Origin of the sequence: Pseudogemmobacter hezensis (assembly GCF_013155295.1) — a bacterium.
Taxonomy (GTDB): Bacteria; Pseudomonadota; Alphaproteobacteria; order Rhodobacterales; family Rhodobacteraceae; genus Pseudogemmobacter; species Pseudogemmobacter hezensis.
Map to the genome: position 1 here is coordinate 68,329 of NZ_JABJXT010000007.1, position 19,605 is coordinate 87,933.

The 19,605-nt window shown below is 61.3% G+C and carries 23 protein-coding genes, 1 tRNA gene and 1 pseudogene; 12 read left to right on the forward strand and 13 right to left on the reverse strand.

The window, feature by feature from the left end:
- Positions 1-126 precede the first annotated feature (126 nt).
- Positions 127-294, forward strand: coding sequence for a hypothetical protein (locus HOY34_RS09575; RefSeq protein ID WP_172362174.1), 168 nt, complete (start codon positions 127-129; stop codon positions 292-294).
- Here the strand turns inward: HOY34_RS09575 and HOY34_RS09580 are convergent.
- On the reverse strand, positions 263-1,072 hold the full coding sequence (locus HOY34_RS09580) for a division plane positioning ATPase MipZ (RefSeq protein WP_172362176.1): 810 nt from the start codon (positions 1,070-1,072) through the stop codon (positions 263-265). The two genes, HOY34_RS09575 and HOY34_RS09580, sit on opposite strands and share 32 nt — an antisense overlap.
- Positions 1,073-1,472: 400 nt before the next feature.
- Between HOY34_RS09580 and HOY34_RS09585 the strand changes: the two genes are divergently transcribed.
- The 3 genes from HOY34_RS09585 (at position 1,473) to HOY34_RS09595 (ending at position 2,659) form a co-directional block, all read left to right on the forward strand.
- A tRNA-Arg gene (locus tag HOY34_RS09585) sits at positions 1,473-1,549 on the forward strand.
- Positions 1,550-1,837: 288 nt separating this feature from the next.
- Positions 1,838-2,071, forward strand: coding sequence for a hypothetical protein (locus HOY34_RS09590; protein ID WP_172362178.1), 234 nt, complete (start codon positions 1,838-1,840; stop codon positions 2,069-2,071).
- A 324-nt stretch (positions 2,072-2,395) separates the two neighbouring features.
- A complete protein-coding gene (locus HOY34_RS09595; protein WP_172362180.1) occupies positions 2,396-2,659 on the forward strand; it encodes a helix-turn-helix domain-containing protein in 264 nt (87 codons plus the stop codon).
- A 541-nt stretch (positions 2,660-3,200) separates the two neighbouring features.
- Here the strand turns inward: HOY34_RS09595 and HOY34_RS09600 are convergent.
- Positions 3,201-3,698, reverse strand: a pseudogene (locus HOY34_RS09600) (transposase); the annotation flags it as partial.
- On the opposite strand from HOY34_RS09600, the gene HOY34_RS09605 reads away from it, so the two are divergent.
- Positions 3,697-3,930: a hypothetical protein gene (locus HOY34_RS09605; protein WP_172362070.1), complete on the forward strand. Its 234-nt coding sequence runs from the start codon at positions 3,697-3,699 to the stop codon at positions 3,928-3,930. The pseudogene HOY34_RS09600 and the gene HOY34_RS09605 overlap by 2 nt on opposite strands.
- A gap of 172 nt (positions 3,931-4,102) precedes the next feature.
- Here the strand turns inward: HOY34_RS09605 and HOY34_RS09610 are convergent, their stop codons facing one another.
- Positions 4,103-4,507, reverse strand: coding sequence for an ArsR/SmtB family transcription factor (locus HOY34_RS09610; protein ID WP_172362182.1), 405 nt, complete (start codon positions 4,505-4,507; stop codon positions 4,103-4,105).
- A 235-nt stretch (positions 4,508-4,742) separates the two neighbouring features.
- Here HOY34_RS09610 and HOY34_RS09615 point away from each other — a divergent pair, with 235 nt between their 5' ends.
- The 5 genes from HOY34_RS09615 to HOY34_RS09635 all read left to right on the forward strand — a co-directional run bounded on the left by HOY34_RS09615 (position 4,743) and on the right by HOY34_RS09635 (position 7,354).
- Positions 4,743-5,099 (forward strand): AtpZ/AtpI family protein, encoded by a 357-nt coding sequence (locus HOY34_RS09615; protein ID WP_172362184.1) that lies wholly within the window; start codon positions 4,743-4,745, stop codon positions 5,097-5,099.
- A 56-nt stretch (positions 5,100-5,155) separates the two neighbouring features.
- Entirely contained in the window at positions 5,156-5,866 is a 711-nt protein-coding gene (locus HOY34_RS09620; protein WP_172362438.1) for a F0F1 ATP synthase subunit A, read from the forward strand.
- A 48-nt stretch (positions 5,867-5,914) separates the two neighbouring features.
- Positions 5,915-6,151, forward strand: coding sequence for a F0F1 ATP synthase subunit C (locus tag HOY34_RS09625; protein WP_172362186.1), 237 nt, complete (start codon positions 5,915-5,917; stop codon positions 6,149-6,151).
- An 86-nt stretch (positions 6,152-6,237) separates the two neighbouring features.
- The gene (locus tag HOY34_RS09630; RefSeq protein WP_172362188.1) at positions 6,238-6,789 is read left to right on the forward strand and encodes a F0F1 ATP synthase subunit B'; all 552 of its coding nucleotides are present in this window, start codon (positions 6,238-6,240) and stop codon (positions 6,787-6,789) included.
- Between the two features lie 4 nt (positions 6,790-6,793).
- Positions 6,794-7,354 carry a F0F1 ATP synthase subunit B gene (locus HOY34_RS09635; RefSeq protein ID WP_172362190.1) on the forward strand — a complete coding sequence of 187 codons (561 nt, stop codon included), beginning with the start codon at positions 6,794-6,796 and terminating at the stop codon, positions 7,352-7,354.
- A 90-nt stretch (positions 7,355-7,444) separates the two neighbouring features.
- Here HOY34_RS09635 and HOY34_RS09640 read toward each other — a convergent pair whose 3' ends face one another.
- From HOY34_RS09640 to HOY34_RS09670, 7 genes are all read right to left on the reverse strand, one after another.
- On the reverse strand, positions 7,445-8,125 hold the full coding sequence (locus HOY34_RS09640; protein ID WP_172362192.1) for a phosphoribosylanthranilate isomerase: 681 nt from the start codon (positions 8,123-8,125) through the stop codon (positions 7,445-7,447).
- The gene (locus HOY34_RS09645; protein WP_172362194.1) at positions 8,122-8,484 is read right to left on the reverse strand and encodes a lipopolysaccharide assembly protein LapA domain-containing protein; all 363 of its coding nucleotides are present in this window, start codon (positions 8,482-8,484) and stop codon (positions 8,122-8,124) included. The genes HOY34_RS09640 and HOY34_RS09645 overlap by 4 nt, the downstream gene beginning before the upstream one ends.
- A 211-nt stretch (positions 8,485-8,695) precedes the next feature.
- A complete protein-coding gene (gene ihfB / locus HOY34_RS09650; protein WP_172362196.1) occupies positions 8,696-8,977 on the reverse strand; it encodes an integration host factor subunit beta in 282 nt (93 codons plus the stop codon).
- A 272-nt stretch (positions 8,978-9,249) separates the two neighbouring features.
- On the reverse strand, positions 9,250-9,750 hold the full coding sequence (locus HOY34_RS09655; RefSeq protein ID WP_172362198.1) for a hypothetical protein: 501 nt from the start codon (positions 9,748-9,750) through the stop codon (positions 9,250-9,252).
- Between the two features lie 156 nt (positions 9,751-9,906).
- Positions 9,907-10,206 carry a hypothetical protein gene (locus HOY34_RS09660; protein ID WP_172362200.1) on the reverse strand — a complete coding sequence of 100 codons (300 nt, stop codon included), beginning with the start codon at positions 10,204-10,206 and terminating at the stop codon, positions 9,907-9,909.
- A 37-nt stretch (positions 10,207-10,243) separates the two neighbouring features.
- Positions 10,244-11,923 (reverse strand): 30S ribosomal protein S1, encoded by a 1,680-nt coding sequence (gene rpsA / locus HOY34_RS09665; protein WP_172362202.1) that lies wholly within the window; start codon positions 11,921-11,923, stop codon positions 10,244-10,246.
- Between the two features lie 191 nt (positions 11,924-12,114).
- Positions 12,115-12,738, reverse strand: a complete 624-nt coding sequence (locus HOY34_RS09670) for a (d)CMP kinase (RefSeq protein WP_216654701.1) — start codon at positions 12,736-12,738, stop codon at positions 12,115-12,117.
- A 141-nt stretch (positions 12,739-12,879) separates the two neighbouring features.
- Here HOY34_RS09670 and trpB point away from each other — a divergent pair, with 141 nt between their 5' ends.
- Positions 12,880-14,112, forward strand: coding sequence for a tryptophan synthase subunit beta (gene trpB, locus HOY34_RS09675; protein WP_172362204.1), 1,233 nt, complete (start codon positions 12,880-12,882; stop codon positions 14,110-14,112).
- A gap of 36 nt (positions 14,113-14,148) precedes the next feature.
- On the opposite strand, the gene HOY34_RS09680 is transcribed toward trpB, so the two are convergent.
- The 3 genes from HOY34_RS09680 to HOY34_RS09690 all read right to left on the reverse strand — a co-directional run bounded on the left by HOY34_RS09680 (position 14,149) and on the right by HOY34_RS09690 (position 16,336).
- On the reverse strand, positions 14,149-14,553 hold the full coding sequence (locus HOY34_RS09680; RefSeq protein ID WP_172362206.1) for a group III truncated hemoglobin: 405 nt from the start codon (positions 14,551-14,553) through the stop codon (positions 14,149-14,151).
- 54 nt (positions 14,554-14,607) lie between these two features.
- Complete coding sequence (locus HOY34_RS09685; RefSeq protein WP_172362208.1) at positions 14,608-14,985, reverse strand: DUF2237 family protein; 378 nt, start codon at positions 14,983-14,985, stop codon at positions 14,608-14,610.
- Between the two features lie 109 nt (positions 14,986-15,094).
- Positions 15,095-16,336 (reverse strand): FAD-dependent oxidoreductase, encoded by a 1,242-nt coding sequence (locus HOY34_RS09690; RefSeq protein ID WP_172362210.1) that lies wholly within the window; start codon positions 16,334-16,336, stop codon positions 15,095-15,097.
- A 223-nt stretch (positions 16,337-16,559) separates the two neighbouring features.
- Here HOY34_RS09690 and ileS point away from each other — a divergent pair, with 223 nt between their 5' ends.
- The gene (gene ileS / locus HOY34_RS09695; protein WP_172362212.1) at positions 16,560-19,469 is read left to right on the forward strand and encodes an isoleucine--tRNA ligase; all 2,910 of its coding nucleotides are present in this window, start codon (positions 16,560-16,562) and stop codon (positions 19,467-19,469) included.
- Positions 19,470-19,605: the final 136 nt, after the last annotated feature.

The window sequence follows — 19,605 nt, forward strand, 5'->3', positions numbered from 1 at the left end:
CCATGTTTCAACCGCGCTCTGCCACAAACCTGCCCCGGTTCAGAGCGATCCTGGCCTCAGAAAAACGAAGCGGCCCGCTGCCAGATGTGATCAGGCGCGCGGCATGTGCAGAGAAGGAAACGGATCATGGGCAAGGCATTGGAATTCTTTTACAACCTCACCGCAAAGCGTGAGGTTCAGCCCGAGACCGACGACGTGTTCGACGCCCGTCTGAAGAAACTGGATGCCGTGCGCCAGGTGTCAGTCTCGCGCGCTGTTCTGTTCAGAACGCAGCCTGCACACCAGGAAGTCTGAGCGCGTTGATCAGGTCGCGCAGCTCCTGGCGGGCGGCAACGTTCGACAGGTTCAGCTGCTCGACCCCGGTGTCTTTCAGATCCAGCAGCGTCAGCCCACGCGGGAACAGCTCGCGGAAGATGACGCGCTCGGAAAAGCCGGGGGCAACGCGAAAACCGATGCGCCGCGACAGATCCTCCAGCGCGGCACCGACCTTCTTCTTGTTATGCATGGCCTGCGCGCCCAGACGGTTTCTGAGCACGATCCAGTCGATGGGCTTCAGCCCTGCCTGGGCCCGCAGCTGGCGGGCGCCCCAGACCATCTCGGCATAGATCGACGGGCCTTTGACTTTGCCGCTTTCGGGATCAATCCGGGCGAGAAGGTCGAAATCCACAAATGAGTCATTCAGCGGCGTGATCAGCGTATCGGCCAGCGAATGCGCCACCTGGCTCAGCCGGGTATGGCTGCCGGGGCAATCGATCACGATGAAATCCTTGATTGGATCCAGCGCTGAGACAGCCATGGTCAGGCGCTGGTCAAAGGGGTTCTCGCCGTCGACCAGCGTGCCGGGGTCGGCCTCGGGCATTTCGCGGTAATCGGGCGAGGGCAGGTCGATCCCGGCCTTGGCCAGCCAGGCGCGGCGGTTCTCGACATAGCGGCCAAAGGTGCGCTGACGCAGGTCCAGATCCAATGCGCCCACCCGGTGCCCGGTTCGCGCCAGAGCCGTTGCGACATGCATGCAGGTGGTGGACTTCCCCGAGCCGCCTTTTTCATTTCCAACAACGATAATATGCGCCATGGCAGTGGCTCTCTTTCAGGACTATTCCAGCATGTCTATTGGCAAGGTCGAAGCAAAAGAGGAAGCCCTTTTCTGGCTGGATTGCAACGGGCATCGCCGTTCGGGGCCGGGAACCACGACCACTTCGGGTCAAACCAGAGCATCAGATAGCCCTGGTGTTTCAAATAACGGCTATAGCTGGAGCAGTTCGTCCTGCGGCAAAGGGGGCAGGCTTGCTCATGGCCCAATCTAACCCGCTGACTCGAAAACGTGAATCCGTCAGCAAACCGGCCAGTTCAACAAAGCCCGGGTGCTCAGCTTAAAAAAACGCTTTTCCTGGCAGGGCGTTACAGGGTATGCACCAAAACGAAGACCGGATTGCGGCCCGGATCCGACGTCAAATCGAAAAGCCGCAAAACGCGGTCCCGTAGCTCAGCTGGATAGAGCAGCCGCCTTCTAAGCGGCTGGTCGGGGGTTCGAGTCCTCCCGGGATCGCCATTTTTTCCACGTAAGATCAGCATCTTAAGGGAGAACTCCGAGATTTGTGCGCGGCTCTCGGAAACAAGGTTCAGACGACGGTATTCATTTTATTGTTTTGTTTCATATGGTTGCGGAGAAACACTCGGACGGTGTGAAATTCGCCTGCAAAGCACCGTATCCAACGAAGCTTTCGGCAGCGGTACGCCACTTTCTGACGCAACGTCAGCCGCACCCAACAGCCCATCCACTCTCTTGTCAGCCATCCACACCGGGCATTGCCCGTTTGATCCAGGAAAGAGTGATCAGATGCAAATTTCTCAAAACCAGCGCGGGCAGCTTGAGGTGAAACTGCGGCGGCTTACCATCGTCTGTGACATGCAGCCTGATGGGGTTCTCGTCAGCGATTTGGCAGATCTGTGCGAAGAAGCCATCGATGCGATGACCGACACTGAGGTAGAGGAATTCCTTTCAGGCGCCCTTGTAACGCCCGCTGTCTACGTGGATGGTCGTCTTTTCCGCCAGAACGGTATGATGCCGTAACGATAATGCCTCTGGCGGAACATTGCGCTTCGCCAGAGGTCAAATTTCGCAGTCCCACTTGCGGTGCGGCTCCCACGGACTAACTTTATCGTAAGCCCGCGATTTTGCCTCCTGTCGGGTTTCGTATGAATATTTGTTAAACGGTATATGGTTACCCGGTTCGGAGTTGCGTGAATTCCGCGATCCGAACCTCTTGTCAGGCAACCTCTGACGATCTGAGGGCTTCCTCAGGTCCATCTGGCGCGATGCACATGCACACGCCATATTTCTAGGCAAAACTTGAATTCGTTCAAGAATTATCAGGGCGGTTTGCGCGAGAGCGACATGATCCGGTTCGAAGAGGTCATCCGCAAAGTCATTGTCGATGAGCTCTATTCCATCATCGCGAGCTTGACCGCCGCAAAAGTTGCAGATCTCCTGCTGACGACCAGACAAGCAGCAGAACACCTTGGAACCTCAGTCCACACCCTTGAGGCCTACAGGTACAAAGGGACCGGCCCAGAGTTCGTGAAATGCGGTGGCAGTATAAGATATTACGCCTCGGCACTGACACAGTGGATCGAAACCGGCGGGGACCGGCCCCACTAACCACGCGACGATATCGCGGGTCTGCAGCGGGGCGCTCCCTGAGATATCGCGACCCGCTGCAGACCATTGCTGTGCCCCCCGATGCTCATCCAGCTGACACCAGAGTCGGCGGTTGAATTTGGCGCGGTTGCGCCGACGGAGCAATGGGCGATCTGCGCAGCGTTTCGGCGGCGCGAATCTGATCGCTCAACCTGGAAATCGGAAATCCATTGTAGCTATCGCCCAAGCACTTTTTGGGCAAAAGATACACCTGAACGCACCCCGCGGCGGGAAAAGTAAGAACATCTGGGCACTGTTAAAAGGTCGAATTCTCGTTCGATACATGGCGATTTACGACAATCTTCATCCTGTAGAGGACCCGCTCGATGCAGTTATCCCTCTGCATCATCTCAGGGGTAACTGGGTGGCGCGCATCAACGATCGCGTGCAAGTGCTGATGACGCAGGCCTGGGACAAGTTCGGCCTCGACACAAAGTCTCCCACGATTGCAGATGTTATGCGTTTCGTGCAGGTGCTGATCCGCGAAGAGAATGCTCTGCGTGCCCACGCGCCGATACCCGAAGCGGCGACGCTTCTCGGCGATCCTGTGCATTTCCTCACGGATTTCCGGGTTGTCGGGCGGCCTCTCACGCCGCACCGTCTTCGGATCGACACCGATCAGGACGCAGGCCCGACGCTGAGAGGTCGCACGTCGCCGGTTCATTTGAACCGGAGGCATTTACCGGCTCCACCTTTATCGCCCGCAGCACTGCGTCCCGCCGTTGCATCGGCGTCGTCAGGGCTTTCCCAGCAGATCCTTAAGCAGCACATTGTCGACCATCGCGTCGGGCAGCAGGCGCTTAAGCGTTGCGTTCTCGTCCTCAAGCTGCTTCAGCCGTTTGGCGTCGGACAGGTCCATCCCGCCATACCTGGCCTTCAGCTTGTGGAAAGTCGCAGGGCTCAACCCGTGCTTGCGGCACAACTCGGAGGTCGGTAAACCTGCCGCCTGCTCTTTGAGCATCCCGATGATGTGAGCTTCGGTGAAACGGCTTTTCCTCATGTCGTCTGCTCCTTTTCAGGTTGGGCAGACTCTAGATCACGGCGAGGGAACTTCCGGGGGGGGGCAGGTCACCACATTTGTCGAGGTGAAGGCGGTCGAGGTCCTGTCGCCGCTGCAGTTCGGGCATTACCTGAGCTTCTACAACAGCCGCCGCCCGCATTCGTCGCTTGACGGGAACACTTTCGACCAAGCCAACTTCAACCAGTCGATGCCCGAAGCGGCAGCGGCCTGAACGAGGCGGAAAACCACTTAGAAAACGCCCGGAACCTGTTCAGATAAACCGAGGCACCTCTCTCGCCGGCCTGGTGTGTTTCCACAGCGGCACAAGGACATGGCTGTGATGACAACAGACGCTGGCTTCTCGCAGAAGCCAGTCACCGCGCCGGCATCAGGTTCTGGCTTCGTCATTTGTCAGTATGAACGAGCCGGGATCCATCTGTTTCAGATGCGAACTCCTGTTCCAGGAAGCGCTCGAACTGGTCTAGATCCACCGGCTCATACTGACCAAAGGCCTGCATCCACACCGAGGCCGCGCGCAGGGCGCCGGGATCCAGCTTGCACCATACGACCCGGCCGCGACGCTCGCGGGTGATCAGCCTGGCCTCGGCCAACACCGCCAGATGCTTTGATATTGCCGCGAGGCTGATCGAAAACGGCTCGGCCACATCGGTGACCGCCATATCGTCCTCAAGCAGCATTGCAAGGATCGCGCGGCGCGTCGGATCGGCAAGCGCGGCGAAGGTTAGATCCAGCGCCGGATCATTGGGCAGCGCAGAGGGCGAGGTTGCAGGAGGGGCGGGCTGGGACATGATGCAATATCACCCGCCAACGCGGGCCGCGCAATCCCGCATAGTCAACCGATTTGTTGAATGTCGCCCCGGGCCCGGAATGGCCCGTTTTTGCGCCGGATGCGGATGCGGCGGCGCGTGCTAATTTCGATTACATATTGAAAACAATCGGTTGCCCTGGGTGGCGGGCTGTTCACGTAAGGTTGACTCATTGGGCGGTGCCGCATAGAAGGCAACGAAGTGTCATGGGGGCGAAATGGCGTCTGAACCCGATCCTGGCAGGCTGAGAGCGCTGGAACAGCGACTGGAAGATCTGAAGGGCAAGGCGAAGCCGCAGCGAACCTCGGTGGCAAAGGGAATCTCGCATGGCGAGCTTGCCTGGAGGATGGTGATCGAGCTTTCAACCGGCATCATGGTCGGGACGGGGATCGGTTACGGGCTGGATCATTTGTTCGGCACGCTGCCCATCTTTCTGGTGATCCTCTCGCTGCTCGGCTTTGTGGCTGGTGTCCGCACGATGATGGGCACGGCGCGCGAAGACGCAGAGAAACGCGCGGCGGCGGCCGCAAGAGACAGTCAGGCGGCACAGGTCGCCCCGGATGAAGGAAAGTGAACGTGGCGGCAGAGAGCACAACGGCTGAAGGCGCAAGCGGTTTTGCGATCCATCCGATGGATCAGTTCGTCGTGAAGCCGCTGTTCGGCGATGGTCCGGTCAACTGGTACACGCCGACCAATGTGACGCTGTGGATGGGTGTGGCGATCATTGCGATCTTCGCGCTTTTCGTGCTGGCAACCCGCCATCGCGGCATCATCCCGACCCGCATGCAGTCGATCGCCGAGGTCTTCTACGGCTTCATCCACAATATGGTTGAGGAAGTCGCAGGCCATGACGGGGTGAAATACTTCCCCTATGTCATGACGCTGTTCCTCTTTATCCTGCTGTCGAACCTGCTGGGCCTTCTGCCCATGAGCTTCACCACCACCTCGCATGTTGCCGTGACTGCGTCGCTGGCAATGCTGGTTTTCCTTGGGGTGACGCTGATCGGTGTGGCACGTAAGGGTCTTGGCTTCTTCTCGATGTTCTGGGTTTCGTCGGCACCGCTGGCGCTGCGCCCGATCCTCGCGGTGATCGAGATCATCTCTTACATCATGCGCCCGGTTTCGCATTCGATCCGTCTTGCAGGCAACCTGCTGGCAGGTCACGCCGTTCTGAAGGTTTTCGCGGGCTTTGCCTCGATGGCGATCATCTCGCCGCTCGCGATCGCAGGTGCCGTTGGCATCTATGCGCTTGAGGTGCTCGTGGCCTTTGTTCAGGCCTATGTCTTCACCATCCTGACCTGCGTCTATCTGAAAGACGCGGTGGGCGACGCCCATCACTAAGGTCCGGGTCTAAATCTCAGCCATTCCCAGCTTACAGGAGTATATCACATGGGCGGCGAACTCGCAGAATTCGGCAAATACATCGGTGCAGGCCTTGCAGCATTCGGTCTGGCTGGCGCTGGTCTCGGTGTGGGTAACATCGTTGGCAAGTTCCTCGAAGGCGCTCTGCGCAACCCGTCGGCTGCACAATCGCAGACCGCAAACCTCTTCGTCGGCATCGCTTTCGCAGAAGCTCTCGGGATCTTCTCGTTCCTGATCGCTCTGCTGCTGATGTTCGCAGTCTGATCTGCTTCTGACGGATAAGTGGGAAGCGGCGCGGGTCGGCAACGGCTGGCGCCCTTCCTGTTCAGAAGAGATCGACGGAGAGCATTATGGCAACGGAAACCCACGGCGTTAACTGGCACCAGGAGTGCCTTTATGACGCAGGCGGCGCCAAGGGCATGCCGCAGCTCTGCACAGACTGGATGCCCAATCAGGTGTTCTGGCTGGCAGTCGCGCTGGTGGTGTTGTTCGTGATCCTCTCGCGTATTGCCTTGCCGCGCATCGGTGCGGTTCTGGCAGAGCGCAAGGGAACGATCACCAATGATCTCGCCGCCGCCGAAGAGCTGAAGCTCAAGGCGCTTGAGGCTGAGAAAGCCTATAATGAGGCGCTGGCCACCGCCCGCACCGAGGCTGCGAAGATCATCGCAGCGGCAAAAGCCGACATCCAGAAAGACCTGGATCAGGCAACGGCCAAAGCAGATGCGGAAATCACGGCACGTGTGACGGAATCCGAAGCGAAGATCGCCGAGATCCGCGCCGGCGCTGAAGAGGCGGTGCAGGCCGTCGCAAAAGACACCGCGAAAGAGCTGGTTTCGGCTTTGGGTGGTGCGGCTGATGCGCGTTCGGTGACCGCTGCGATCAATGCCCGGCTGAAAGGATAAGGCGATGAAAAAACTTCTCATCTCCGCCGCAGCCGCGCTGACCGCGTCACCTGCAATGGCGGCTTCGGGCCCGTTCTTCTCGCTGGGCAGTACCGATTTCGTCGTTCTGATCGCCTTCCTGATCTTTGTCGGCATCCTGCTTTATGCAGGCGTGCCGGGGATGATCGGGCGTCTGCTTGACAAGCGTGCGGCCACCATCAAGGCCGAGCTGGAAGAGGCCCGCGCCCTGCGTGAAGAGGCAAAGACCATCCTCGCTTCTTATGAGCGCAAGCAAAAAGAAGTGCTGGAGCAGTCTGAGCGCATCATCGCAACCGCGAAGGACGAGGCCCGTGCAGCCGCCGACAAGGCGCGTGCGGATCTGAAGATCTCGATCGAGCGTCGTCTGCAGGCTGCCGAAGAGCAAATCGCTCTGGCAGAGCAGACCGCGGTCCGTCAGGTTCGGGAACGTGCGGTGGCAGTTGCTGTTGCGGCAGCCGGCGATTTGCTGGCGAAGAACAGCAGCGAAGAATGGGCGGCAGCATCGATTGACGATGCGATTGCCCAGGTTGATGCAAAGCTGCACTGATCTGCGCTGAAAGATTTAAAAAAGCCCCGGTTTTCCGGGGCTTTTTTCGTATCTGGTGGCCCTTTCCCTGGGGCTTTTCCCGGCCTGTGCTCAGCGCAGGCGGGGGATGGCCGGGTCGGCCTGCGCGGGCCCGAGGGCGGCTTTCGTGAAGGCCGTGATCTTTGCCAGATCCTTGACGCCTGGCGCACTTTCGACGCCGGAAGAGACATCGACCTGGCGGGCATTGGTCAGCCGGATCGCCTCGGCGACATTGCCGGGTGTCAGCCCGCCTGCCAGCATCCAGGGCTTCAGCCACCGCCGCTGCGCCACCAGCCGCCAGTCAAAGCTAAGGCCATTGCCGCCGGGCAGGGCGGCATCTTTGGGCGGTTTCGCGTCGATCAGCAGCTGATCGGCGACCAGCGCATATTCCATAAGGGGCGCCAGATCGCCCTCATCCGCGACGCCGATGGCCTTCATCACCGGCAGGCCAAAGCGCTGGCGGATCTGGGCCACGCGCTCGGGGCTTTCATGGCCATGCAGCTGCAGCATATCCAGCGGCACCTGGGCCAGTATTGCATCAAGCGCTGCGTCATCGGCATCGACCACCAGCCCCACCTTGCACAGGCCGTCAGGTGCGCTCAGCGCGGCTGTGCGGGCCTCTTCGGGGGTGACATTGCGGGGTGACTTGCCAAAGAACACAAAGCCCACATAGGCCGCGCCTGCGGCCGCTGCCGCTGTGACCTCGGCCGGGTGGCGCAGCCCGCAGATCTTGGCGCGGATTGCGGCGCTCATTTCGCGTCATCCGCCGCCAGGATCGCCAGGACCTCATCCTTTGGCGGCACCGAATTGCTGTCTTTCAGAACCGCCAGTTCGCGTTCAAGCCGGGCGACGGCTTTGGTCTGGGTCTTTGCGGTCTGGCGCAGGCGCATCTCGCGCAGCCACTCCCAGACAAAGCCCACCAGAATGCCAAGCGCGATTGCACCCAGGATCACCACGAAAAGCGGCAGCGACCAGCCCGGGCCGATGCCCAGCATATTGCCGATCCCCTCTGGCACAAGGCGCAGCGTCACCGTGCCCCGGTTGGCCAGCGCCAGTGTCAGCAGAACAAGTCCTGTGACAGCTACAAAAATAAGGCGAAGGTAACGCAACATGATCTGCCACTCCGTTCAGTCCGGGCGGGGCCATCGCCCCTTTCCGGGAATATCATCGGGGCATGTCCAGGCCCCTGCCGGGGAATATCACCCTTCCGCTGCCCGGGTTCAACCCGCAGCCGCATACTGCCCGACAGGCCAGGCAGATCCAGGGTGAATTACGCCAGTGTTTGAAAACGCCAGTGTCTGAAAGGCGGGTTATCGCGCTTTGTCAGCGGCCGTTCAGGCGGTCGCGCAGCAGCTTGCCGGTCTTGAAGAAGGGCACGCGTTTGTCCTCGACCTCGACCGCCTCGCCGGTGCGCGGGTTGCGCCCGGTGCGGGCGTCACGTTCTTTGACCGAGAAGGCGCCAAAGCCGCGCAGCTCAACCCGATCACCGCGCGACAACGCCTCGATCACCTCTTCAAAAACGGTGTTCACGATACGCTCGACATGGCGTTGGGTCAGATGCGGGTTCTCGTCTGCGATCTTCTGGATCAGTTCCGAGCGGATCATCCGGTCTCTCCCATTACGCTGCTTGTGGCGGGCCCGGTTTTGCGGGCACGACGAGTATCTGGGAATATAAGAATAAAACCCGGCATGAGGCAAATGAAAACAAGAGCCTGGCGGGTGCTGAGCCCCGGCTGAGGGGCTGTCCTATGCGGAACCCTGCTACAAGCCGCCAGGACATGGCGCAAAGCCGCCTGATGAGGCTGCCTTTCAGGGGCTTGCCATATAAGAGAAACGAATCGTTTCGGGTATTGGCCTGTGATTTTCAGCCCATACCCTTAGCCGATGACGGGGCCACGACACCGCTGCATCAGGCTGTCGGGGGGCATCGGTGGCTGGCCGCCCCAGAACCAGTCGCGCCAGATCATGCTATTGGGGGTGTCTATCGCGAAGCCGGTTGGACTGTTTAATCCTCCGCGCGCAGGTATCTGAGTATACCCGGTTGAAAATGCTCTTATTGAGTCCAGGTCAGGTTCTGTCGGTCCCAAGGCGGCCTGAACTGCGAGGAACGGCACGAGACCGAGGCTGATCTCAGTGGCACCGGTGTCAAATACGTTGGTGCTGAACTGCAACATGGTGTTCGCGCCTGCATGACGGTCTATCGCCAGCCAATCTTCGCAGGGGGAGACCGAGACGGGAAAGCCTCGGCTGAGAAAGGTGTGAATATCGTAGAAATACCCGGCATCTGAGAGCGCCATGAAGGGCAGCGGCGAATGATCTTCAAGTAATTCTGCATGCTTGATGAATGCGTTCTCGAGGACACTGACGCCAAAGCTCATCTTCCCATTTATGAAACGGGGAACCAGTTGTGAGGGTGAGCAGCGGGTGCCATCGGGAGCATCGCCGTAACACTTATGCATAAACGCCTCTGGCAGGTCGACCGCGAGGACAGGGGCGCGTTTGCGGAAGCTGAAGGGCTTCCGGCTGCGCAAGGATCATTCAATGTGAATTTCGCGGCTCACTTCGCCCAGAACTTCGCCCAAAACTTCGCACAGCTCTTCCGGGAGCGTCTGGCCTGTTCGGGCTTCAGGTTCCGTGATTTCGGCAGGGCTGGCGGGGGGGGCGATCCGCACTATGGGGCGCGATCCTGGCCTCTTCCAGTCGCCCTGCACCCGCGCCGCCATCTCATCCGAGCGCAGGCGCTCACCGATTTCCAACAGGAACTGACGCAAGGGATGCATGGTACCACCTAAGGAAAAGGCCGGGATGCGCTCCCGGCCTTTCGATGCTGTCATATGGCAATCAGGCGGTAAAGCCCGACGCCGGATCCGCTTAGCGGTCGCCTTTGAGGGCTGCGCCGAGGATGTCGCCGAGCGACGCGCCCGAATCGGACGAACCGTATTGCTGAACAGCTTCCTGCTCTTCGGCGATCTCACGTGCTTTGATCGACAGACCCAGCTTGCGGGTCTTGCTGTCGACATTGGTCACGCGCACATCAACCTTGTCGCCGACATTGAAACGCTCGGGGCGCTGATCGCCACGGTCGCGTGCCAGGTCCGAGCGGCGGATGAAGTTCTTGGTGCCGTTGTAGTCAACTTCGACGCCGCCTTCTTCGATCGCGGTCACCGTCACGGTGATGATCGAGCCACGCTTCACGCCGTCAACAGCATCAGAGAAGGTGTCTTCGCCAAGGGCTTTGACCGAAAGCGAGATACGCTCTTTCTCGATGTCGACTTCGGAAACCGCTGCCTGGACGATGTCGCCCTTGCGGTATTCCTGGATCGCCTCTTCGCCGCGCTTGTCCCAGGACAGGTCGGAGAGGTGAACCATGCCGTCGATGTCGTTGTCGAGGCCGATGAACAGACCGAATTCGGTGATGTTCTTGACTTCGCCTTCGATGGTCGAGCCAACCGGATGGGTTTCCGCGAAAACTTCCCACGGATTGCGCATGGTTTGCTTCAGGCCCAGCGAAACGCGACGCTTGGCCGAGTCGATTTCCAGCACCATGACTTCGACTTCCTGCGAGGTCGAAACGATCTTGCCGGGGTGCACGTTCTTCTTGGTCCAGGACATTTCCGAGACGTGAACCAGGCCCTCAACACCGGCTTCCAGCTCAACAAAGGCGCCGTAATCGGTGATATTGGTGACGCGGCCCTTGTGGACCGAACCGATCGGATATGCTTTTTCAACAGCATCCCACGGATCGTTCTGCAGCTGTTTCATGCCCAGGCTGATACGGTGGGTTTCTTTGTTGATCTTGATGACCTGGACCTTGATGGTCTCGCCGATCGACAGGATCTCCGACGGGTGGTTCACACGGCGCCATGCCATGTCGGTGACGTGCAGCAGGCCGTCAACGCCGCCGAGGTCAACGAAGGCACCATATTCGGTGATGTTCTTGACCACGCCGTCCACAACCTGACCTTCGTGCAGGTTGCCGATGACTTCTGCGCGCTGTTCGGCGCGGCTCTCTTCGAGGATCGCACGGCGCGAAACCACGATATTGCCACGACGGCGATCCATTTTCAGGATCTGGAACGGCTGCTTCATACCCATCAGCGGGCCAGCGTCGCGCACGGGGCGCACGTCAACCTGGCTGCCCGGAAGGAAGGCAACAGCGCCGCCCAGGTCAACCGTGAAGCCGCCTTTGACGCGGCCGAAGATCGCGCCTTCGACGCGGATCTCGTCAGCATAGGCTTTCTCAAGACGATCCCATGCCTCTTCGCGGCGAGCTTTCTCGCGCGAGATGACAGCTTCGCCACGGGCGTTCTCGACGCGGTCCAGATAGACCTCGACGGTGTCGCCAACATTGATCGAAGGGGCTTCGCCTGGATTTGCGAATTCTTTCAGATCGACGCGGCCTTCCATTTTGTAGCCGACATCGATGATGGCCTGGCCCGCTTCGATAGCGATGACCTTGCCTTTGACAACCGTGCCCTCATCGGGGGTGTCAATTTCGAAGCTTTCAGCAAGAAGGGCTTCGAATTCGTCCATAGCGTTTTTAGCGCACATAAGTGGTGTTTTCCTTTTTGGTGTTTTCTGGCCATGCGGTTGGCTCCGCCGGTCTTTGCTGGCCCCGTGACAAAACGCCTGCTTCCCCGATAAACCGGGACAAGACGACTCAAGCGCGGGATGTGCCGCCTATAAAGGAAATCGGCTGCCCCAGCAAGCAAAAGGGCAACAGGCAAAGGCCCGGGTGGCCCTTATTCGCCCTGAGACGCCGCACGGGCGGCGATGACCGCCGCCACCGCCGCCGCCACCGCCTCTTCGATGCTCAGATCAGAGGTGTCGATGATCAGCGCATCCTCCGCAGGCTTCAGCGGCGCGTCGGCGCGGTTCATGTCACGTTCGTCGCGCTCGACCACCTCGGCCAGCACCGCCTCAAAGGGTTTGGGGCCTGCCTCGCCGCCCAGCTCCAGCCAGCGCCGCCGTGCCCGGATGCCGGCACTGGCTGTCACATAAAGCTTCACCTCAGCCGCAGGGCAGATCACCGTGCCGATATCGCGCCCATCCAGCACCGCGCCGCCGTCCCGGCGCGCAAATCGGCGCTGAAACTCCAGCAACGCTGCCCGCACCTCGGGAATGGCCGCAACCCGGCTGGCGGCCTGACCTGCCTCCAGGCTGCGCAGATCACCGCGCTGCAGATCCGCCGCCTCCAGTGTCTGCGCGGCCAGGATCGGATCGCCGCCCTTCACGCCCACCGCCCGGTAAAGCGCCCCGGTATCCAGATGCGCAAAGCCGAACCGCTCGGCCACCGCCCGGCTGATCGTGCCCTTGCCCGCCGCTGCCGGCCCGTCGATTGCCACCGTAAAAACCACCTCAGACATCTGCCCGGCCGCTCCCTGATCCAATTTCATCTGTCTATAAATATCCCGGGGGAGAGCCGCAACGCGGCGAGGGGGCAGCGCCCCCTTTTCCCCGGCTGTCAACGGCGCTACACCTGTCGCGTCTGAACAGGGGATCACAGCATGGCCGAGGACGGTATCAACAGCTTCATGAACGGCCCGGATGAGCGCGGCCGCTTTGGCATTCATGGCGGACGTTTCGTCTCGGAAACGCTGATGCCGCTGATCCTCGATCTCGAAGCCGAATACGAACGCGCCAAAACCGACCAGAGCTTCTGGGACGAGATGGCCGACCTCTGGAAATACTATGTCGGCCGCCCCAACCCGCTCTACTTTGCCCCCCGCCTGACCGAACACCTCGGCGGCGCAAAGATCTACCTCAAGCGCGAAGAGCTCAATCACACCGGCAGCCACAAGATCAACAACGTGCTGGGCCAGATCCTGCTTGCCCGCCGCATGGGCAAAAAGCGCATCATCGCAGAAACCGGGGCGGGCCAGCATGGCGTCGCCACCGCGACCGTCTGCGCGCGCTTTGGTCTGAAATGCATCGTCTATATGGGCGCCCATGATGTCGAGCGTCAGGCCCCGAACGTCTTCCGCATGCGCCTTCTGGGCGCCGAGGTCGTGCCGGTCACCTCGGGCCGTGGCACGCTGAAAGACGCGATGAATGACGCGCTGCGCGACTGGGTCACCAATGTGCGCGACACCTTCTATTGCATCGGCACCGTCGCAGGCCCGCATCCCTATCCGGCGATGGTGCGCGATTTCCAGTCGATCATCGGCCGTGAAACCCGCGAGCAGCTGCAGGAACAGGAAGGCGAGGGCCGTCTGCCTGACACCGTGATCGCAGCCATCGGCGGCGGATCGAATGCGATGGGCCTCTTCCACCCCTTCCTCGACGATCCAACGGTGAAGATCATCGGCGTTGAGGCCGGTGGCAAAGGCGTGGATGAGCGGATGCAGCATTGCGCCAGCCTGACCGGCGGCCGCCCGGGTGTTCTGCACGGCAACCGCACCTATCTGTTGCAGGATGCGGATGGCCAGATCCTCGAAGGTTTCTCGATCTCGGCCGGTCTTGATTACCCCGGCATCGGGCCCGAGCATTCCTGGCTGCATGATATCGGTCGTGCCGAATATGTCAGCGTGACCGATGATGAGGCGCTGGCGGCCTTCCAGCTGCTTTGCCAGACCGAGGGCATCATCCCCGCGCTCGAGCCGTCGCATGCCATCGCGCATGTGATCAAAATCGCGCCGACGCTGCCGAAGGATCACATCATCGTCGTCAACCTCTCGGGGCGCGGCGACAAGGATATCTTCACCGTCGCCCGCCATCTGGGTGTCGAGATCCAGGGCTGATCCGGGACTGCCGGGCTGACAGGGGACTGCTGGGGGCTATTTCAGTTTTGGAATCCCCCCGAAGTCCTGCAGTCCCAGGCTGAGACCGCGCCCGATCCGATGCGCCAGCGCCGACCAGGCGCTGGCGGTCTCCGGCGGCAGACGACGCTGCAGCACAGTATCAAACAGCCTGAGCCAGGGGATGAACATCCCCGCCCGCACATTTCCCGCAGCCTTGTGAACGGCCATCGGATTGCCGTCATACCTGCGCCCGTCTTTGCTTTCCCCGGGCAGAATGGCGTTGCGCCAGAAGGCGATGATCTTTTCCTCATGCTCTGGCCAGTCTCTGACATGGGCGGCAAAGACCGGGCCCAGCACCGGATGGCGGCGGATCTCTGCATAGAAGTCATGCACCACGCCGCGCAGCTCAATGTCGGAAATAGGGAATCTGGCAAGCGACATGGGGCGGTTTTCCGGGGGTAAATGGGGGGGGCAATGTTTGATAAGTGAAAGCGCTCAGCTCTCGCTATCGGTGGCATAAAGGCGCAGAACCTCCAGCGGGACGATCTCAAGCGTGGCCAGATGGGTGGCTTTCAGCCGCAATTTTGGCGCGGCGCCCTCATCATGGGCCTGCAAAAAGCGGCTGGCGCAAAGGCACCACTGATCGCCCGGCTTCAGCCCGGCGAAGCCAAACTCCGGGCGCGGCGTCGAGAGGTCATTGCCCAGGTATTTGGAAAAGGCCAGGAACTCGGCCGTCATCTCGGCGCAGACAGTGTGCAGGCCCTGATCGGTCGGGCCGGAGTTGCAGCAGCCATCGCGGAAGAACCCGGTCAGAGGGCGGGTTGAGCAGCCCTCAAGCGCGGTGCCCAGCACGTTCACGGATGGGTATTTCATGGGACAACCTTTCTGATGCGGCCAGCCTGATCGCTGCGCGGCACGGGGTCAACTCTGCGCGGATCAGAGGCCAGCATAACCAGGGCCAGCATAACCAGGGCCAGCATATCTAGGGCCAGCGCTTTGAGGCCAGCGGCGGGATCAGCCGCCCCGCAACCAGCCGCGTCAGCAGCCAGGGCACCGGCGGCACCAGTGAGATCGGGGCGAGGCCAAAATCCCGAATCAGCGGCAGGATCCGGCTGTCAGACTGATAGGCCGGCGTCAGAAAGGCGCTGAACAGCTGGTAAAGCCGCACATGCCAGCGCCGCATGCGGGCATAGGCGGTCAGCGCCTCATCCGGCGGGCCGCGCAGCGCCTCGCGCAGGGCCAGCGCATCCAGCAGCGCCATATTCGCCCCCTGGCCCAGCTGCGGGCTGGCGCGATGGGCCGCGTCGCCGATAAAGACCAGCCCGGGCGCGTAGGGGCGGCGCAATGTGCCGTGGCTGTAAAAAGCGGGCGTCATCTGGCTGGCACTGGTCAGCCCGGCAAGGAAGGGCTGCATCTGCGGCCAGAAGGTGCTGGCGCTGGCCTTCCAGGCGTCAAAGCGGTCCTCGCCCCATTGCTCTAACTCGGGGCGCGACATCGACCAGAACACGGCGGCGCGGCGCTGGCTTTCGCCCGGCAGGCTGCCGATCGGCATCAGCCCGGCCATGCGGCTGGCGCGAAAATAACGCTGGCGCAGCTGGTCTTGCGACATGTCCGAGGCCTCGGGCCATGGCACATGCGCCCAAATCGCCCCGTAATGCAGCGCCCGCGCCCGCAGCGGCGACAGGGCCGAGCCCGCGCCCGAGGCATCGACCACCAGGTCAAAGGCCCCGATCTCGCCGTGTTCCGAATGCAGCACCCGGCCCCCGCCATAGGGCAGGGCGCGAACCACCGTCTCGCCGGTGATCAGCTGCAGATCTGACGCCTGCATCGCCTGCCAAAGCACATGGAACAGGCTGGCCCGCAGCATTGCAAAGGCGGGCTCTTGCGGGGGGTAATGCACGTCAAGCGCGTCACGGCCCTGCAGCGCTTCGTGGAATGCGCCCGTCAAACCCGTCGCCGTCCCGTCCAGGCCCTGTGCAGACCAGCCGCGCATGCGCCGGATCGGCGCGCCCAGTGCCCGGGCCGCATCGCCCTGACCCAGCTCATCCAGCACCGCCAGCCCCACCGGCTGCACCATCAGCCCCGAGCCAAGCGGGCGCGGGCTTTCAAACCGCTCGATCAGGGTGACACGGTGACCATCACGCGCCAGCAGGCTGGCGGCCGCCAGCCCCCCCATGCCCGCGCCGATCACCGCAATTTTCAGCGCTTTTCCCTGGGCCTGCATTCATCACTCCTTCAACCCGCCTCTGGACCCGCGATTTCGCCGCGCTTATAAGGCGCGTATCATGGCGTATCCATTTGCGATCTTTGCCCGGTCTCCGGGTGTCCGAATTAGCGGCCCGGCGCGCTGAAATCCAGCACGCCGGGAGATTTCGCACGGCCATGCCCCGCAGCAACTGGCGCGGGGGCCGGGCGCAGCCATTCACCTTTGATAAGGACCGCATCACATGTGCGCCGATACGACCGATACGACCGCTGAAACCGGCACCGATTACCGCGACACCGTTTTCCTGCCTGAGACCGATTTCCCCATGCGTGGCGACCTGCCCAACCGCGAGCAGGGCTGGCTGGACCGCTGGGCGCGCCTTGGCGTCTATAACCGTCTGCGCGAAAAGGCGGGCCGCCCGTCTTTCGTGCTGCATGACGGCCCTCCCTATGCCAATGGCCATCTGCATATCGGCCACGCGCTGAACAAGGTGATCAAGGACATCATCACCCGCAGCCATCAGATGATGGGCCATGATGCGCGCTATGTGCCGGGCTGGGACTGCCACGGCCTGCCGATCGAGTGGAAGATCGAAGAGCAATATCGCGCCAAAGGCCTGAACAAAGACGACGTCAATATCGTCGATTTCCGCCAGGAATGCCGTCGCTTTGCCGAGGGTTGGGTGAATGTCCAGCGCGATGAGTTCCAGCGCCTGGGTGTCTATGGCAATTGGGAAGATCCTTACCTGACAATGGCTTATCATGCCGAGGCGGTGATCGCCCAGGATTTCATGAAGCTGTTGATGAATGGCTCGCTCTATCAGGGCTCGAAGCCTGTGATGTGGTCTCCGGTTGAGAAAACCGCCCTGGCCGAGGCCGAGATCGAATATCACGACCACACCAGCCACACGGTCTGGGTGCGGTTTAAGCCTGTCTCGGGCCTTGAGGGCGCGAGCGTGGTGATCTGGACCACGACCCCCTGGACCATCCCGCAAAACCGCGCGGTGGCTTACGGGCCAGAGATCGCCTATGGCCTTTATCGCGTTGATGCGGTTGATGAAAAATCGACGGCGGTGGTGGGCGAGACCCTGATCCTCGCCGATGCGCTGGCAGAAGGCGTCAAGGCTGCGGCGAAGGTCGAGGCCTGGACCCGGCTGCGCGACGTGGCGACCGCCGAGTTTGACGGCGTGATCCTGAAACACCCCTATCACGGGGTTGAGGGCGCAAATGGCGAATGGGACTACGATGTCCCCATGCTGCCCGGCGATCACGTCACCGATGATGCGGGCACCGGCTTCGTTCACACCGCGCCCAGCCACGGCGATGACGACTATCAGATGGGCCTGAAATTCAGGCTGCCGATGACCTATAACGTCACCGAGGACAGCAGCTACCGCGCCGATCTTCCCCTGTTTGCAGGCCAGCACATCATCCTGGCCGATGGCAAGGAAGGCCCGGCCAATGTCTCGAATATCAAGCAGATGGCCTATGCGGGTGCGCTTTTGGCCAAGGGCAAGATCAAGCACAGCTATCCGCACAGCTGGCGCTCGAAAGCGCCGGTGATCTTCCGCAACACGCCGCAATGGTTCGCCGCCATCGACGCAAAGCTGAATGACGGCCTGGGCGAGTTCGGTGATACGATCCGCAAACGTGCGCTGACCTCGATCGAGGATCTCGTCGAGTTCACGCCCGTTTCCGGTAAGAACCGCCTGCATTCCATGATCGAGCATCGCCCCGACTGGGTGCTGTCGCGCCAGCGCGCCTGGGGCGTGCCGCTGACCTGTTTCACCAAAAAAGGCGCGAAACCGACCGACCCTGATTTCCTTTTGCGCAACGACACCGTCAACCAGCGCATCACCGAGGCGTTTGAGAAAGACGGTGCCGATGTTTGGTATGTGCAAGGATTCAAGGAAAAAGCGCTCGAAGGCGTGGTCAATCCGTCGGATTATGACCAGGTCTTTGATGTGCTGGATGTCTGGTTCGACTCGGGTTCTACCCATGCTTTCGTGCTGCGCGACCGCGCCGACGGCACCGATGACGGCATCGCGGATGTTTACCTTGAGGGCACCGACCAGCATCGCGGCTGGTTCCATTCGTCCTTGTTGCAGGCCTCGGCCACGCGCGGGCGGGCGCCTTACCGCAATGTGGTGACGCATGGGTTTACGCTGGATGAGAAGGGCATGAAGATGTCCAAATCCATCGGCAATACCGTCGCACCGCAAGAGATCATCAAGGAATATGGCGCCGATATCCTGCGGCTTTGGGTGGCGCAGACCGATTACACGCTGGATCAGCGCATCGGGCCGAAGATCATCAAAGGCACCGCCGACAGCTATCGCCGTCTGCGCAATACGCTGCGTTTCATGCTGGGCGCATTGGCCGGGTTTGAAGAGGCCGAGCGCCTTCCCGAATCCGAGATGCCCGAGCTGGAGAAATGGGTGCTGCACCGCCTGGCCGAGCTGGACGCGGAAATCCGCCGCGAATACCGCGCCTTCAACTTCTCGGGCGTGTTCCAGACGCTCTTCAACTTTGCGACACTGGATCTCTCGGCCTGGTATTTCGACATCCGCAAGGATGCGCTTTATTGCGACGGGCCGGACAGCCTCCGCCGCCGTGCCGCGCGCACGGTGCTGGATCTCCTGTTCCAGCGCCTGACCACCTGGCTTGCGCCGATCCTGCCCTTCACGATGGAGGATGTCTGGCTGTCGCGCCACCCGGGCGATGAGGCCTCGGTCCACCTGCAGGACTTCCCCGAAACGCCCGAGGCGTGGAAAAACGACGCCCTCGCCGCGAAATGGGAGCAGATTCGCGCTGCCCGCCGCGTGGTGACCGGCGCCCTGGAGGTCGAGCGCACCGCCAAGGTGATCGGCGCCAGCCTTGAGGCAAAGCCCAGCGTCTATGTCTCTGACAGCGCGATGCTGGCGGCGCTGAACTCGGTCGCTTTTGCCGATATCTGCATCACCTCGGGGATCAGCCTCTCGGATGCGGCTGCGCCGGAAGGGGCCTTTGCACTGGCCGATACGCCCGCGATCCGCGTGGTGTTCCACCCGGCCGAGGGCGCGAAATGCCAGCGATGCTGGCAGATCCTGCCCGATGTCGGCAGCCATGCGCATCCCGAGACCTGCGCTCGCTGCAACAGCACCCTGGGCTGAGGCAGACAATCTGAACAACGGTTAAAAAGCCGCGTCCCCAACCGGGGCGCGGCTTTCTTAACGGTATTTTAGGGATCTGGCCCAAAGATCACCCCAATTTGTTCTGAATTCGGCCAGGTTTTCCGGGATTTTGGGC